Source organism: Rahnella contaminans (genome assembly GCF_011065485.1).
Taxonomy (GTDB): Bacteria; Pseudomonadota; Gammaproteobacteria; order Enterobacterales; family Enterobacteriaceae; genus Rahnella; species Rahnella contaminans.
This window is the reverse complement of sequence record NZ_JAADJS010000001.1, coordinates 362,538-379,258: the sequence shown is the minus strand read 5'-3', so window position 1 is coordinate 379,258 and position 16,721 is coordinate 362,538. Positions and strand designations below refer to the sequence as shown.

The 16,721-nt window shown below is 54.1% G+C and carries 14 protein-coding genes; 3 read left to right on the top strand and 11 right to left on the bottom strand.

The genetic code is table 11. The annotated features are described in order from the left end of the window. Positions 1-23: 23 nt before the first annotated feature. From acnA to topA, 3 genes are all read right to left on the bottom strand, one after another. Complete coding sequence (gene acnA, locus GW579_RS01730) at positions 24-2,699, bottom strand: aconitate hydratase AcnA (RefSeq protein WP_165057143.1); 2,676 nt, start codon at positions 2,697-2,699, stop codon at positions 24-26. A 198-nt stretch (positions 2,700-2,897) separates the two neighbouring features. Continuing rightward, a complete protein-coding gene (gene cysB / locus GW579_RS01725) occupies positions 2,898-3,872 on the bottom strand; it encodes an HTH-type transcriptional regulator CysB (protein ID WP_152325944.1) in 975 nt (324 codons plus the stop codon). A 346-nt stretch (positions 3,873-4,218) separates the two neighbouring features. Then, positions 4,219-6,816, bottom strand: a complete 2,598-nt coding sequence (topA, locus tag GW579_RS01720) for a type I DNA topoisomerase (protein WP_165057142.1) — start codon at positions 6,814-6,816, stop codon at positions 4,219-4,221. Positions 6,817-7,277: 461 nt separating this feature from the next. Here topA and GW579_RS01715 point away from each other — a divergent pair, with 461 nt between their 5' ends. Then, positions 7,278-7,529 (top strand): YciN family protein, encoded by a 252-nt coding sequence (locus tag GW579_RS01715; RefSeq protein ID WP_152325942.1) that lies wholly within the window; start codon positions 7,278-7,280, stop codon positions 7,527-7,529. A gap of 115 nt (positions 7,530-7,644) precedes the next feature. Here GW579_RS01715 and sohB read toward each other — a convergent pair whose 3' ends face one another. Then, a complete protein-coding gene (gene sohB / locus GW579_RS01710) occupies positions 7,645-8,688 on the bottom strand; it encodes a protease SohB (protein WP_152325941.1) in 1,044 nt (347 codons plus the stop codon). Positions 8,689-9,045: 357 nt separating this feature from the next. Here sohB and GW579_RS01705 point away from each other — a divergent pair, with 357 nt between their 5' ends. After that, positions 9,046-9,807, top strand: a complete 762-nt coding sequence (locus tag GW579_RS01705) for a YciK family oxidoreductase (protein ID WP_152325940.1) — start codon at positions 9,046-9,048, stop codon at positions 9,805-9,807. Between the two features lie 11 nt (positions 9,808-9,818). Then, positions 9,819-10,409, top strand: coding sequence for a cob(I)yrinic acid a,c-diamide adenosyltransferase (gene cobO / locus GW579_RS01700; protein WP_165057141.1), 591 nt, complete (start codon positions 9,819-9,821; stop codon positions 10,407-10,409). Positions 10,410-10,451: 42 nt separating this feature from the next. Here the strand turns inward: cobO and cobT are convergent, their stop codons facing one another. From cobT to rnm, 7 genes are all read right to left on the bottom strand, one after another. Continuing rightward, positions 10,452-11,495, bottom strand: coding sequence for a nicotinate-nucleotide--dimethylbenzimidazole phosphoribosyltransferase (cobT, locus tag GW579_RS01695; RefSeq protein ID WP_165057140.1), 1,044 nt, complete (start codon positions 11,493-11,495; stop codon positions 10,452-10,454). 26 nt (positions 11,496-11,521) lie between these two features. Beyond that, positions 11,522-12,118: an alpha-ribazole phosphatase gene (gene cobC, locus GW579_RS01690; RefSeq protein ID WP_165057138.1), complete on the bottom strand. Its 597-nt coding sequence runs from the start codon at positions 12,116-12,118 to the stop codon at positions 11,522-11,524. Between the two features lie 15 nt (positions 12,119-12,133). After that, positions 12,134-12,886 (bottom strand): adenosylcobinamide-GDP ribazoletransferase, encoded by a 753-nt coding sequence (cobS, locus tag GW579_RS01685; RefSeq protein ID WP_165057136.1) that lies wholly within the window; start codon positions 12,884-12,886, stop codon positions 12,134-12,136. A gap of 14 nt (positions 12,887-12,900) precedes the next feature. Continuing rightward, on the bottom strand, positions 12,901-13,455 hold the full coding sequence (cobU, locus tag GW579_RS01680; RefSeq protein WP_152325935.1) for a bifunctional adenosylcobinamide kinase/adenosylcobinamide-phosphate guanylyltransferase: 555 nt from the start codon (positions 13,453-13,455) through the stop codon (positions 12,901-12,903). Between the two features lie 122 nt (positions 13,456-13,577). Next, complete coding sequence (gene rluB, locus GW579_RS01675; protein ID WP_259228644.1) at positions 13,578-14,498, bottom strand: 23S rRNA pseudouridine(2605) synthase RluB; 921 nt, start codon at positions 14,496-14,498, stop codon at positions 13,578-13,580. A gap of 567 nt (positions 14,499-15,065) precedes the next feature. After that, positions 15,066-15,686, bottom strand: a complete 621-nt coding sequence (locus GW579_RS01670) for an L-threonylcarbamoyladenylate synthase (protein WP_152325933.1) — start codon at positions 15,684-15,686, stop codon at positions 15,066-15,068. Between the two features lie 71 nt (positions 15,687-15,757). Beyond that, positions 15,758-16,681, bottom strand: coding sequence for an RNase RNM (rnm, locus tag GW579_RS01665; protein ID WP_152325932.1), 924 nt, complete (start codon positions 16,679-16,681; stop codon positions 15,758-15,760). Between the last annotated feature and the right edge of the window lie 40 nt (positions 16,682-16,721).

The window sequence follows — 16,721 nt, the reverse complement described above, 5'->3', positions numbered from 1 at the left end:
TGGAGTTTTGACGGGAAAAAGATTCAGAGCATTTTGCGGATCACGTAATGCAGAATGCCGCCGTTCTGGAAGTACGTCAGCTCATTGCCCGTATCAATACGGCAGCGCGCGTTCACCGTTTCCGTATGCCCGTCGGCAAAGGTGATGTGTACTGCGACATCTTGTCCCGGCGTCAGGGTTCGCAAACCCCGGACGCTGATCTGCTCATCGCCGGTCAGTTTCAGCGTTTTGCGCGTCACGCCCTGCGGGAATTCCAGCGGTAAAATCCCCATGCCGATCAGGTTAGAGCGGTGAATACGTTCGAAGGATTCCGCAATCACCACGCGAACACCCAGCAAACGCGGCCCTTTCGCCGCCCAGTCACGGCTTGACCCGGAACCGTACTCTTTACCGGCAATCACCGCCGTCGGCACGCTTTCATGCTGATAGCGCATCGCCGCATCGTAAATCGCCAGTTGATCCTGCGACGGAATATGGCGGGTAAATCCACCCTCCACGCCCGGCACCATTTCGTTTTTGATACGGATATTGGCGAACGTCCCGCGCATCATCACTTCATGGTTACCGCGCCGCGAACCGTAAGAGTTAAATGCCTTAGGCTCAACACCGTGCTGTTTCAGATACAACCCCGCCGGGCTTTCAGCTTTGATATTCCCGGCTGGCGAGATGTGGTCAGTGGTAACGGAATCCGCCAGAATGGCCAGAATTCGGGCATCGTTGATGTCTTGCAGCGCGTCCGGCTCCGCTTTCATGTCGCTGAAGAACGGCGGATGGCGGATGTAGGTCGAATCTTCCTGCCAGGTGTAGGTCGGCGTGCCTTCAACCTGAATCGCCTGCCAGCTGGCGTCACCGTTAAAAACTTCCGCATATTCTTTATGGAACATCGCGGTGGTGACCTGCCCGACCGCATGGGCAATTTCTGTCGCCGACGGCCAGATATCTTTCAGATAAACCGGTTTGCCGTCTGCATCTTCCCCCAGCGGATCGTGGGTCAGATTGACGTTCATGTTCCCGGCCAGCGCGTACGCCACCACCAGAGGTGGAGACGCCAGCCAGTTAGTTTTGATCAGCGGATGAATACGCCCTTCGAAGTTTCGGTTGCCGGAAAGCACCGCGCCGACGGTTAAATCCCCGGATTTAATGGCGGATTCAATCGGTTCCGGCAGCGGCCCGGAGTTACCGATACAGGTGGTACAGCCGTATCCCACCAGATTGAAACCGAGCTGTTCAAGGTATGGCATCAGACCGGCAGCATTCAGATAATCGGTCACCACTTTGGAACCCGGTGCCAGCGAGGTTTTCACCCACGGTTTGCGGGTCAGCCCCTTCTCTGCGGCATTTTTCGCCAGCAAACCGGCTGCCATCAGCACGCTGGGGTTTGACGTGTTGGTACAGGACGTAATGGCGGCAATCACCACTGCGCCGGTCGTGAGCGCGTAATGCTGGCCTTCGAGCGTGAAGGTTTCCTTGTCGCTACGCCCCGGTTTACTGTTTCCCAACTCCAGTTCAGTGGCCGCTTTAAACGCCTTCGGCACATCCGGCAGCGCCACGCGATCCTGCGGACGTTTCGGGCCAGCCAGACTCGGTTCAACGCTGCCCATATCCAGCGACAGCGTACTGGTGAATACCGGCTCGTCGCCCGCATTGCGCCATAACCCCTGAGCCTGCGAATAAGCTTTAACCAGTTCGATCTGCTCGTCGCTGCGGCCGCTGAGTTTCATATAACCGAGCGTGACGTCATCCACCGGGAAGAACCCGCAGGTGGCCCCGAACTCCGGCGACATATTGGCGATCGTGGCGCGGTCGGCCAGCGGTAAATCCGCCAGCCCGTCGCCGTAGAATTCAACAAATTTGCCAACCACGCCGTGCTTACGCAGCATCTGCGTGACGGTTAACACCAGATCGGTTGCGGTGATGCCTTCGCGTAATTTGCCGGTCAGCTTGAAGCCAACGACGTCGGGGATCAGCATGGAAACCGGCTGGCCTAGCATCGCCGCTTCCGCCTCAATCCCGCCGCAGCCCCAGCCCAGGATCCCCAGACCGTTAATCATGGTGGTGTGCGAATCGGTGCCGACCAGCGTGTCCGGGTAGGCGACCGTTTTACCGTTCTGTTCTTCGTACCAGACGGTCTGCCCGAGATATTCCAGGTTAACCTGGTGGCAAATTCCGGTGCCCGGCGGCACAACGCGGAAACGGTTGAAGGCTTTCTGGCCCCAGCGGAGGAACTGATAGCGTTCGTTGTTACGTTCCATTTCCAGCCGGACGTTTTCATCAAACGCTTCGTCATCACCAAATTCATCTACCGTAACCGAGTGGTCGATAACCAGATCGACAGGCGATAACGGGTTCACCTGATCGACATTACCGCCGAGACGTTTTACCGCCTGACGCATGGCGGCTAAGTCCACCACCGCCGGCACGCCGGTAAAATCCTGCATCAGAACGCGCGCAGGCCGGTAAGCGATTTCACGATCGGCGTGGCCTGTTTTCTGCCAGCCAACCAGTTCGCGTAAATCACTTTCCGTTACGGTGTCGCCATCCACGTGGCGCAGTAAATTTTCGAGTAAAACTTTGAGGGATTTTGGCAGGCGCTGGAGTTCACCCAGCGTTTGGGCTGCGAGCGGCAGGCTGTAGTAATGAAACTCCTTGTTCTGGACTGCCAGTTTATCCAGACTTTTCTCACGAATATCGGACGACATAGCTTCTCCTTTTACTGCTCATTTCTCGCGCCTGCGTGGCTATCAGGGAATAACCCGCAAGCTTATAAGTGCATAGTTAAACATAACACAAAATTCAATTAACATTTTAATAACAACACGAAGTGTTCATCAGGCAAAAAAAATCCCGCGGCATCGTAAGACGGCGCGGGACAGAGATTTTCAGCAAAGCGTGGCGGTTTATTTCACCGGCAACTTAATGTCTTTGAACATCTCTTCGATATCTTCATTCGAGCGCAGAGAAATGGCGGTGTCCACCACGTCGCGCGTCAGATGTGGCGCAAAGCGCTGGATAAAATCGTACATGTAGCTGCGCAGGAAAGTACTGCGGCGGAAACCGATTTTGGTGGTGCTGTACGTGAAGATATCACGCGCATCGACCGTCACCAGGTCCGGATCCTGAATCGGATCAACTGCCATGCTGGCGATAACGCCGACGCCTAAACCAAGACGGACATAGGTTTTGATCACGTCAGCATCAGTGGCGGTAAAGACGATCCGCGGCGTCAGCCCGGCGCGGTTAAACGCGGTATCCAGCTCAGAACGGCCGGTGAACCCGAACGTGTAGGTGACAATCGGATACGCCGCTAACTCTTCGATGGTGACTTTATCTTTGCCCGCCAGCGGATGATCCGGCTGAACCACAACCGCACGGTTCCAGTGGTAGCAAGGCAGCATAATCAGGTCGTCGTAAAGATGCAGCGCTTCGGTCGCAATCGCGAAATCAGCATTACCTTTGGATACGGCCTCGGCGATTTGCGTTGGCGAACCCTGATGCATGTGCAGTGAAACGCGCGGGTATCGCTCGATGAAACCTTTAATGACGTTTGGCAGTGCGTAACGTGCCTGAGTGTGTGTCGTGGCGACGTACAGTGACCCTTTATCGGGATACGTGTGCTCGCCCGCGACGGCTTTAATGGCGTCAACTTTAGACAGCACTTCACGCGCAATACGGATAATTTCCTGCCCGGCGGGCGTGACCTGCGTCAGATGTTTACCGCTGCGGGAGAAAATCTGGATACCCAGCTCATCTTCGAGCATGCGCACCTGCTTACTGATCCCTGGCTGCGACGTGTACAGGCCTTCTGCCGTCGAACTGACGTTCAGATTGTGATTAACAACCTCTACGATGTAGCGCAGTTGCTGCAATTTCATATCTCATACCACCCTGGTTTCAAACCCTGTCACCATCCCTGTTCACCCGCTGGCTGAACAGACTGGAAATGATTTTTATTGAATGCCCGAAGTCTGTATTGCGTCGTCTTATGTCACTGACGCATTAGCTTATTACAAATGTGAATAAAAACAAATTTTATATAACAATTATATCAAAAGCTGACACATTGTATAGCCAGATAACATAAGGATTACAGCAGGCAGCCCTGCCCTGAGAAGATATTCGCGAAGAACTTGTCGATGATAGATCTTAATACAATAAAAAAACCAGCCCGAAGGACTGGTTTTTTACAATCGAATAACAATGGGTTCCGGCTAAATAATACTATTTCTTCCCTTCTACCCATTTACCGTCAACATAAAATGCCGTCCAACCGGTGGCTTTACCGTCTTTTTCTGAAGACACGTACTGCTGCTTCGTTTTACGGCTGAAACGCACCATCGATTTATTGCCTTCCGGGTCAGCCACTGGCGCATCGGCCAGATAGCTCAGTTTTTCCGGCAGACGATCTTTAAAGCGCTTCAGTTCTTCCACCAGCGGCGCACGGGTTTCGCGCGATTTAGGGAAAGTATTGGCCGCCAGGAAAACACCTGCCGCGCCATCACGTAAAACGAAATAGGCGTCAGACTTTTCACATTGCAGCTCCGGCAAGGGAACCGGATCTTCTTTCGGCGGCGCAACATCACCGTTACGCAGGATCTTACGGGTATTTTTACACTCGTCGTTGGTACAGCCCATGTACTTACCGAAACGTCCCATTTTCAGGTGCATTTCAGAACCACATTTCTCACACTCAACGATCGGGCCGTCATATCCCTTGATACGGAACTCGCCTTCTTCGATTTCGTAGCCGTCACATTCCGGGTTGTTACCGCAGACATGCAATTTGCGCTGGTTGTCGATCAGGTAACTGTCCATCGCCGTGCCGCATTTGCCGCAACGACGTTTGGCGCGCAGCGCATTGGCTTCCGCTTCATCACCTTCAAGGATGTTCAGAACTTCAGCATCCGCAATCAGGTTGATGGTGGTTTTGCAGCGCTCTTTCGGCGGCAACGCATAACCGGAACATCCGAGGAACACCCCGGTGCTGGCGGTACGGATCCCCATCGGGCGGCTGCACGTCGGGCATTCGATGCTGGTCAGAACCATCTGATTCGGGCGCATACCGCCTTCTTCAGGGTCTTTCTCGGCCGTTTCGAGCTGCTTGCTGAATTCGGTGAAGAACTCATCCAGAACGGCTTTCCATTCTGCTTTGTTATTCGCGACCTGGTCCAGCCCGTCTTCCATGCGTGCGGTGAAATCATAGTTCATCAGTTCGCGGAAATTATCTTCCAGACGATCGGTGACGATTTCACCCATTTTTTCCGCATAGAAACGGCGGTTTTCAACGTGTACGTAGCCACGATCCTGAATGGTCGAAATGATCGACGCGTAGGTAGACGGACGTCCAATGCCACGTTTTTCCAGCTCTTTCACCAGTGACGCTTCGCTAAAACGTGCAGGCGGTTTGGTGAAATGCTGAGTTGGCAGCAGCTGTTGCAGTTCGAGTTCGGTGCCGACTTCAATCGCTGGCAGCGTTCTGTCTTCGTCGCCTTTACGCAACGCTGGCATAACTTTCGTCCAGCCATCGAAACGCAGCGTACGGCCTTTGGCACGCAGGGAATAATCGCCCGCTTTCACCGTCAGCGTGGTGGAATCATACTTCGCCGGTGTCATCTGGCAGGCCACAAACTGGCGCCAGATCAGCTGGTAGAGACGCTGCGCATCTGCTTCCATATCTTTGAGCTGCTCAGAAACCACGGCAACATCAGAAGGACGGATCGCTTCGTGCGCTTCCTGAGAATTCTCTTTGTTGCTGTACTGCAACGGCGCTTTCGGCAGGTATTTATCGCCAAAGTTTGTGCCAATGTAACCGCGAACCATTTCTACAGCGTCCTGGCTCAGGTTGGTGGAGTCAGTACGCATGTAGGTGATGTGACCGGCTTCGTAGAGACGCTGCGCCATCATCATGGTTTTCTTCACGCCAAAGCTCAGACGCGTACTTGCCGCCTGCTGCAATGTGGAGGTAATAAAAGGAGCACCCGGTTTGCTGCTGGTCGGTTTGTCTTCACGATCCACCACCTGATAGCGCGCTTTTTCAAGCAGCGAAACAGCCGCGTGGGTTTGTTCTTTATTGACCGGTTTGAATGGTTTATCGAGGTGATGCGTCACTTCCATTTGCAGGGCAATTTCTTTCTTCGCCAGCAAATCAGCGTGCAGCTCCCAGTATTCTTCCGGCACGAACGCTTTGATTTCTTTTTCGCGCTCAACCACCAGACGAACCGCTACGGACTGAACACGGCCAGCGGATAAACCACGGGCAATTTTCTTCCACAGCAGCGGGGAAACCATGTAGCCCACCACACGGTCCATAAAACGACGCGCCTGCTGAGCATTCACCCGATCAATATTCAGTTCGCCCGGTTCTTTAAAGGCATTCTGAATCGCGTTTTTGGTAATTTCGTTAAATACCACGCGGCTGAAACGTTTGTCATCACCACCAATCACTTCCCGCAAATGCCAGGCAATCGCCTCTCCTTCGCGGTCAAGGTCGGTTGCGAGATAGATGTGGTCAGCTTTTTCCGCTAACGCTTTTAACTCAGCAACGACTTTTTCTTTACCGGGAAGTATTTCGTACTGCGCTTCCCAACCATGATACGGATCGACGCCCATGCGATTAACCAGCGCGGTTTTCTCATCCTTTTTTACTTTTTTCTTTGTTTTTTCTTCGGTTGAGTCGGCGGTCTTTTTAGCAGCGGATCCACTGGTTGGTAAATCACGGATATGACCGACGCTGGACTTAACCACGTAGTCATTTCCTAAATATTTATTAATCGTTTTGGCTTTTGCCGGGGACTCAACTATTACGAGAGCTTTACCCATAATTACCTTTACCTGAATGATTCTTCATCATCTGAAGAAGATTTTGTCTAGTTATGCCGCGGCACAATATCACGTCTTTTTTTATATTGCGGCAGTGAGTCAGAACGTCAACTTATTTCTTTAAAAGAAGGAGCGAACTGACTTCCAGAGGTTCAAAACACTGATTCTGCGAGGGATTAACCAGACAGGGTTCAGCAGAATGTGCTCTTTCCTATGTCAAATAATGACCAAGCGTAAACAAAACATTCCACCTGAAGCCACAAAATCCCACACTCTACCTGATTAAAATCGTCACGCAAACTAATTAACACGGAAACGCCCTTTTCGCCAATGTGTTCAGTCCTTTTGGCGAATCGTTCAAATAATAACCACAATGTAAAGCCATTACCCACAGCCGATTTGCGGTTTTAACAACGGCAGGATTACAATAACGTCAGCAATTATAGTGGGGAGTAAATATCATGCACGAAAATACATCGGCAATAAGTCGCGAAGCTTTACTGGCAGAAGCGAATAAGGTTATCCGTGAGCACGATGAGTATCTTAGCGGAATGGCTGCGACAGAAGTTGAACAGAAAGGCAATGTGCTGGTTTTCCGTGGTGAATTCTTCATGGATGAAAACGGTTTACCGACCCGAAAAACCACTGCGGTATTTAATATGTTTAAACACCTGGCTCATCTTTTTTCAGAAAAATACCATCTCGAAGATTGAGATAAAAAAGCCGCTATAAAAGAAGACGCAACCGGTTAGCTTTCCGGGAAAACTGAGCCGATAAAAAAAGGGACCGAAGTCCCTTTTTCTTTGCGCTTTTAATGAGGCAAAGCGTTTACAGCAACGGCTTCTGACTGCGCTGCAGCCAGCGCAGGAACAGACGGTCAGCGCTTTCAGCCGCGCTGCCTGTGAATCTGTCCATCATGCGTTTACGTCGGGCATAACGCACCGCAATCACTTCATGATTTTTCATTTCCGCAATCAGTAAATCATCACTGGTGCCGATGGCGTCAATCAGGCCATTTTCACGTGCCTGCGTACCAAACCAGTGTTCACCGGTTGCCACGGTATCGATATCCAGAGACGGACGATTCTGATGCACAAACTCCTTGAACAGCACGTGCGTTTCGTTGAGATCTTCGCGGAATTTCTCGCGCCCTTCTTCGGTGTTCTCACCGAGCAGCGTCAGGGTGCGTTTGAATTCTCCCGCCGTATGCAGTTCGATATCAATATCGTTCTTTTTCAATAAGCGGTTGAAGTTAGGGATCTGCGCAACCACGCCTATCGAGCCGATAATGGCAAACGGCGCGGCGACAATGCGGTCAGCTACGCAGGCCATCATATATCCTCCACTGGCGGCGACTTTATCTACCGCCACCGTCAGGCGGATCCCGCTCTGCCGCAGACGAACCAGCTGCGAAGCGGCCAGACCATAACCGTGAACCACGCCGCCAGGGCTTTCCAGGCGTAACAGCACTTCGTCTTCCGGCGTAGCCACCGCAAGCACTGCTGAAATTTCTTCGCGCAGCGAAGTCACTTCATGCGCGTCCATACTGCCTTTGAAGTCGAGAACATACAGGCACGGTTTGGATTGGGTTCCCCCCGCTTTGGCCTGTAGTTTTTTCTGTTTAGCTTCAGCTTTATCCTTTTTCTTCAGTTCTTTACTGCGGATTTTCAACTCCGCAGGACTCAGACGCGCGCTGCGCATTTCACGCTGCATTTCGCGGTACTGCTCCCCTAAATCGACCAACTGCAACTCACCTTTTCCGTGAGATTTGCGATGACGAAGGCCGACCACCAATACCACCAGCGCACCAATGGCGATCACTACGGTCACTACTTTAGCCAAAAACAGCCCATAAAGAGAAAGTAAATCCACACAAACCGCCTTTTCGATGTGGTAATAAAACCGTTATGAAAGATGCTGAACATTCTAGACAATCGGCGCTGCGGCGTCTTGTTCGAAGATGACATCATGCCAGAGACTAAAAGTGAGTGCGCCATTGTTCCAATTTTGTTACAAAAGAGCTGTCTGTTTTTGGGTTAATCATTGAAACTCCTGCCCATTTAAGGCATATAACCGGTGATCAACTCCGAAACACCCCAAATTCACACCAAAATGTCAGACTCCGGTCGAGCGCAACTTCTCCCGTACCCGGCATTTTTGATACTCAGCGCGCCTGATGTGAAGACGGCCATCGCCGCCACATCGCGCCCCGACCTATGAGGACCGCCCATGCATTACCATCCGAAATCTGACCTGCTCAACAACCGTATTATTCTGATCACCGGCGCAGGTGATGGCATCGGGCGCGAAGCGGCGCTGACCTACGCCCGCTTTGGCGCGCAGGTCATTTTACTCGGACGCACCGAAAGCAAACTGGCCAGCGTTCAGCAGGAAATTGCCGCTAAAAACCTGCGGCCTGCGTTCATTTATGCGCTCGATTTACTGACCGCCAGCGAGCAGGATTGCCAGCGCGTCGCCAGCCACATTGCCGGATGGGTGCCACATCTCGACGGCGTTTTACATAATGCCGGGCTGCTGACAGAGATTACACCGATGGCCGAAATCAGGCTGCCGGACTGGATGAACGTGATGCAGGTGAATGTCAACGCGACGTTTATGCTGACGCAGGCCTTGCTGCCACTGCTGCTCAAATCCGCCAGCGCGTCGCTGGTGTTCACAACGTCCAGCGTCGGGCGCGAAGGCCGCAGCGGCTGGGGCGCGTACGCGGTATCGAAATTCGCCACCGAAGGCATGATGCAGGTGCTGGCCGAAGAACATAAACACACGGGTCTGCGGGTGAACTGCATTAATCCGGGCGGAACCCGCACCGGCATGCGCGCGTCGGCGTTCCCCGATGAAAACAAAGATAAACTCAAAACACCGGCTGACATCATGCCGCTGTATCTCTACCTGATGGGCGATGACAGCCGTCGTAAAACCGGTATCAGCTTTGATGCCCAGCCAGGCCGTAAAGCCGGTCCAGCCGAATAACGGAGCCAAACATGACTGAAGATCGCCACAAGCAGCGCCAGCAAAAGCTGAAAGAACAGGTTGATGCGCGCATTGACGCGGCAAAAGAGCAGCGCGGGATTTTGATTGTGTTTACCGGCAACGGCAAAGGTAAAACCACCGCGGCTTTCGGGACAATCACCCGCGCCGTCGGGCACGGAATGCGCGCAGCGGTGATCCAGTTTATTAAAGGTGAATGGCCGAACGGCGAGAAAAATCTGCTCGAGCCACACGGCGTGGAATTTCAGGTGATGGCGACCGGTTTCACCTGGGAAACGCAAAATAAAGAAACCGACACTGCTGCCTGTCAGGCCGTCTGGCAACATGGAAAACGGATGCTGAACGATGCCACCCTGGATCTCGTGGTGCTCGATGAGCTGACGTATATGGTCAGTTTCGGCTATCTGGATTTGCAGGAAGTGGTTGATGCGCTGAATGCCCGTCCGGCGCACCAGACGGTGATTATCACCGGCCGCGGGTGTCATCGGGATCTGCTGGAGCTGGCCGATACCGTCAGCGAACTGCGTCCGGTGAAGCATGCTTTTGATGCGGGCATTATGGCGCAGCAGGGCATTGACTGGTAACACCCTGCTTTACTTTGAAACGTAAGCTTTAAAACTTAAGTTTCAAAGCGTTATCTGACACTCCGCCAGTGTTGCCATTTCATTATGGACAGCGCAGGCAGCATCGATCAGCGGTAACGCCAGCGCGGCACCGCTGCCCTCGCCCAGACGCAAATTCAGGTCAAAATACGGCTGCAAACCCAGCGCCTCAAGGGCAATTGTCGCCCCCTGCTCCGCAGAAATATGTGACGGAATAAGATACGGTTTCAGGGCCGGTGCAATCTGGCAGGCCGCCAGCGCCGAGGCGTAAGACAGGAAACCGTCCAGTACCACCGGAATTCCGGCCGCCGCCGCCCCGATCATTGCGCCCGCCATACCGGCAAGCTCAAACCCGCCGACTTTCGCCATGACATCCAGCGCATCCAAAGCATCCGGCTGATTTACCGCAATGGCTTTTTCCACCACGCTGATTTTATGGGCCAGCCGCTCCGGCGGAAGATTTGCGCCCAGCCCGACCGTTTGCGCAGGCGCTGCCCCGGTCAGCACCGCCACCATCGCCGCCGCGGGCGTGGTGTTTGCCATACCCAGCTCACCGACCGCCAGCAGAGACAACCCGCTTTCCGCTTTCGCAATCACACGTTCTGCGCTCCAAATGAGCAGCGATTCTGCCTGTTCACGGGTCATCGCCGGGCCGGTCGCAATATTGCCGGTGCCTTGCGCGACCTTGTGGTTCAGCGTGCCGGGAATATCCGGGCCGAGTATCCCGCAGTCGACCAGCGTCACCTGCGCACCGGCGTTACGCGCCAGCACGGAAACTCCGGCTTTTCCCTGCACAATATTCACCGCCTGAATTGCGGTGACGACCTGCGGCGAAGGCGTTACGCCTTCGTGCCATACGCCGTGATCGGCGGCCATCACCAGAATTTCTTTACTGGGGAATTTCAGCGGTGCTTTACCGCGGATAGACGCCAGCTGAACAGCCAGCTGCTCCAGACGCCCGAGACTGCCCAACGGTTTAACCAGGCTGTCCAGACGTTCTTCGGCAGCCCGTGCGGCCTCTGCGTCGGGTTCAGCAATCTGACGGATGATATTTGCCAGCGAAGCCATCGGTGTTCCTTATCGTGATTTAAAAATTAAATACCGCTGTCGTTGAAACGTTGGATAACGCAGGCTCCCGGGCTTAAATCGATCTCACACAGGCAGCCTTGTTTAAACGGAAAGCGCCACATGTCAGCAGGCGCGAGTTTCAACATCATCGCCAGCAACAGGCTGAGTGAACCCTGATGCGCCACAATAGCCACGCAGCTTCCCGGCGGACGCAGGTGAATTTGCTGCAACGCCTGACGGATCCGCCCGGTGAATTCGGTGAAGGATTCGCCCTGAGGCACTGCCGCCTTTTGCCAGTCCTGACACCACTGCTGATAACCTTCTGCCTCAGAGGCTTCAAGCTCTTTGTGATGGCGCATTTCCCATTCGCCGAATCCCATTTCTCTGAACAGAGGCTGGCTTTCTACCGCGATTTCGCGCCCTTTAACGATAAATTCAGCCGTGGCCTGGCTGCGCCGCATGCCGGAGTGGATCACGCAGTCGAGCGGTGTTTCTGCCAGCTGACGGGCGACGTGCTGCGCCTGAGTTTCACCTTGCGCGGTCAGCGCGATATCGCTGCTGCCGCAGAAAACGCCGTCGACGTTTGCCTGAGTTTGTCCGTGTCGTATCAGATACAGTTTCATTTATTTTTCCGGGTCTCAGTGCCATAAAAAGAAGAAAAGAAAAACCAGTTCGCTTAATTCGCAGGCCGCACCCAACGTGTCACCCGTTTGTCCGCCTATACGGCTGGCGACAAAACGGCGGAAGGCGAAGGTAAAGCACAGCGTCACCAGCAGGGCAAACAGCGTGGAGAAACCGGCGATAAACAGAACCAGGGCGGCCATCAGCAGCAGCGTCGCATAAAAGCGCCCTTCGCTGATTTTGCCGATAAACAGATTGCCCATGCCCGATTCACGGGCGTATGACTGTCTGAACATCATGACGGACATCATTCCCCGCCCGATAACGGGCGTTACGACCAGCACTGCAAATACTACCAGCCCGTCGGCACTTAGCTGATAAATCAGCGCCGTTCGCAGTAAAATCGCGACAATCAGCGCCAGTGCGCCGTTGGTGCCAATGCGGCTGTCACGCATAATCTCCAGAATGCGTTCCCGGCTGCGCACCGAAAACAGCCCGTCGCAGGTGTCCGCCAGCCCGTCAAGGTGCAGTGCGCCGGTCAGCATAATATGAGCGATAACCGCGGCAACCGCCGCCGGAAATGCGCCAACGTGCTGAACCAGAATCCCCCAGACCAGCGCAGAAAGCAGGCCGACAACCAGCCCGACCAAAGGGAAACACACAATCCCGCGCGGGTAATCCTTCATTTCAACACCGTCACACCAGCGTTCTTTTACCGGTATGCGGGTGAGGAACTGCAACGTTGCGAGAAACAGACGCCAAGTCATCATCGTAATATCCTTTTTTACGCAGACGTTTTTACCGGCACCGGGATCCCGGAAACCACCAGATATACGTCATCCGCCGCAGCCGCCAGTTGCTGGTTCACCCGCCCGGCGATGTCACGAAAGCGCCGCGACAACAGGTTATCCGGCACAATCCCCATACCGACTTCATTGGTGACGATAATCACTTCCGTTTCACAATGCTGCGCGGCATCCGCGAGTTCAGTGATTTGCGCCAGAATATGCTCTTCGATAGCAGTGAAATCCATCGCTTCCGGCTCAGTTTCACCGGCCATATCAAACAGCAGATTTGTGATCAGCGTTGTGATGCATTCAATCACGATCGTCGGGAATTCAGTCTGCTTCAGGCGCACAACGTCGCCTAAATCACGATGACTTTCAAACGTGTGCCAATGCGCCGGACGCTGCTGCTGGTGGAAGCGGATCCGCTCGGCCATTTCCGTATCCGTCACCGCCGACGTGGCGATATACAACACGTCTCCGCCCCGTTTTTCTGCGATCTGTTCAGCAAAACGGCTTTTGCCGCTGCGCGCACCGCCGGTAATCAGCATCATAATCGGCTCCCTTTGGGTTAAGCGAACAATCACGTTTCGCCCTGATTTTTGAGCAAAAAAAACCGCAGCCGGTGAGAGCTGCGGTTTATGAGCATAACGGTTAGCCGTTCGCTTGTCAGCGATTAACCCCGTTTAGCCGGTCCGGTGGTACGACGTGCCGGAGCCACAGAGGTGTGGCGCTTCACGGCGCGACGGATCTGGTTAGCTTTAACACGACGACGATCGCGCTCAACCGGCAGTTTGCTGACGGTTTCTTCGGTCATGTCGACCAGGGTACGCAGATAGTTGATGTCCGGCAGATCCAGCTCTTTATAGCCGCCGCGAGGCAGGCCTTTAGGCAGATTCAGGTCACCGTAACGCACGCGGATCAGACGGCTCACCTGGACGCCAACGGCTTCCCACAGACGGCGAACTTCACGGTTACGCCCTTCTGTCAGGGTCACGTTGTACCACTGGTTCAGGCCTTCGCCGCCCTGGAATTTGATGGAGCGGAAAGCGGCAGGGCCGTCTTCCAGCTGTACGCCACGGCTCAGTTGTTTGATTTTTTCATCATCAACCTGACCGAATACACGTACCGCATACTCACGTTCCACTTCACGGCTCGGGTGCATCAGGCGGTTAGCCAGTTCACCGTCGGTGGTGAATAACAGCAGACCGGAGGTGTTAACGTCCAGACGACCCACGGCAATCCAGCGTGAACCGCGCATTTTCGGCAAACGGTCAAAGACGGTCGGACGCCCTTCCGGATCACTGCGCGTACACAGTTCACCTTCCGGTTTGTAGTACGCCAGCACGCGGCAGACGGTGTCCTGAGACTCCATCACCGACAGGATGTGGCCGTCGAGACGGATTTTTGTCCCGCCGGTGACTTCTACTCGATCGCCCAGCGTTGAGATTTTACCGTCAACGCTGACGCGGCCAGCCTGGATCATCGCTTCAACTTCACGACGTGAACCGTGGCCCGCACGCGCGAGAACCTTTTGCAGTTTTTCAGTTTGCCCTTCGGTGCTGTCCAGCGCATTTTTCGGCTTCTGGTACTTCACTTCTTCTTCGTCACCGTTTTCATCAAACAGTGCTTCAGCTTTAGGCTTGGTGCCACGCGGTTTCAGCGGACGCTTTTTATCATCGCGCGCGTTGTCCGGACGTGCCGGTTTGCCCATGCGGGGTTTTTCAATTCGGGAATCAGAACGTGAATCGCTGCGACCCGCATCAGCACGTGGTTTATCGGTACGCGGTTTGTCAGAACGTGGCTTATCGGTACGTGGCTTTTCGCCACGCTTTTCAGCCCGCGACGGTTCCGGACGGCTTTTCGCTGCGCCGGAATTTCTGCCGCTTTTAGGCTTGTCACCAGACGAACGTGCCGGTTTGGATTTATCGCTGGTGTGCTTCTGGGAATTATACTTCTCGCTCATTGAGCAGCCTCATTTGTCGCCTTCACAGGCGTCGGGGGGAGCCGGCAGCACAATGTGACCCATTGTCTGCCCGCCAAAATTCGTTTATTGCGCTTTAATACAACGACTTACAAAAAAGTCAGCCCGCCATTATACACATTTATCCGCAATTTGTATCCTGCCAGAGGATTTGCGGGCTGATTATTTTTCAAACAGCACTTACCGGAACGGCGTCGGATCACCCGCGCCTTCGCGGACGACTTCCGGCGATGGCTCGGTCAGATCGATGACCGTGGTCGGCTGCTGGCCCAGCGAACCGCCGTCAATGACCAGATCGACCAGTTTACCCAGGCGATCTTTGATATCTTCCGGATCAGATTCCGCAAAGTCATTACCCGGCAGCATCAGCGTGGTGGACATCAGCGGTTCACCCAGCGCGTCGAGCAGTGCAATCGCAATCGGGTTCGACGGCACACGTAAACCGATCGTCTTACGCTTTTCGCTCATCAGACGGCGCGGCACTTCTTTCGTCGCTTTCAGAATGAACGTGTAGTTGCCCGGCGTATTATTTTTGATCAGACGGAAAGCTGAGTTATCCACGTAAGCGTAAGTGGAAAGCTCGGACAAATCGCGGCAGACCAGCGTGAAGTTGTGGTTGCCGTCCAGCTGACGGATACGGCAAATGCGCTCCATCGCGTTCTTTTCTTCCAGGCGGCAGCCCAGCGCGTAGCCCGAATCGGTCGGGTAAACGATCACATTCCCTTTGCGCAGCAATTCAACCGCCTGACTGATCAGCCGTGGCTGCGGATTTTCAGGATGAATATAGAAATATTGACTCATTGTTCCTCTCAATTCTTTTCAGGTCAGTCCTCTGTGACGTCAGCGTAAAAAATGACGTCATAAAGCAGGGTTCAGACCCGTTCAATTTCTGGCTTTTTTTCGGTGACCGGCCAGTTTTTCCACACCGGTTCCACACCTGCGGGAAGCCAAAGTTTGCGCCCCAGTTCAATCCACGAGCAGGGCTGATGGAAATCAGAACCTTGCGAAGCCAGCAGTTGATAATCGCGGGCAAAGGCCGCCAGCTGCGCGCGTTCGTTCGGCGCCTGCTGACACTGCGCGACTTCCATCGCATCACCGCCGTGCTCAGAAAAATAAGCCAGCAGGCGTTTCAGCCATTTTGCCGACAGGTCATAACGTCCCGGATGCGCGACGACGGCCTGCCCGCCAGACTGATGAATAGCTTCAATAGATTGTTCTATTGTACACCACTGTGGCGGAACGTAGCCGGTCTTGCCTTTGGCGAGGTACTTTTTGAAGACCTGCGCAATGTTATCCGCCGCACCAAATTCGACCAGATACCGGGCAAAGTGCGCGCGTGTGACTGCACCGCCCTGCGCCAGACGCAGCGCCCCTTCCCACGCCCCTTCGATGCGTGCTTTCGCCAGCCGGCGCCCCATTTCCTGCGCGCGCTGCTGGCGGAGTTCAGCCTGACTTTTCAGCAGACTTACCATCGCCGGATGTTCAGGGTCGATACCTAATCCGACGATATGAATCTCATGGTTTTCCCACAGCGTCGAAATCTCAACGCCGTTCACCAGTTGCAGCGGAAGTTGCTGGCTGGCTATCGCCTGCGCCGCACGCGCCAGCCCTTCGGTGCTGTCGTGATCGGTGATCGCCAGAACGCCAACCCGCATTTCAACGGCGCGGGCCACCAGCGCTTCGGGCGTTAAATAGCCGTCCGATGCGGTCGTGTGGCTGTGGAGATCGTAGATCCTGAATGCAGTGCCGGAAGTCTGATCGTCTGCTGAGGGTGAAGCTGTTGTTGGCGAAGTCATCGTCACGTCGGGGATTTAACCTGTTTCTGAATGCAGCACT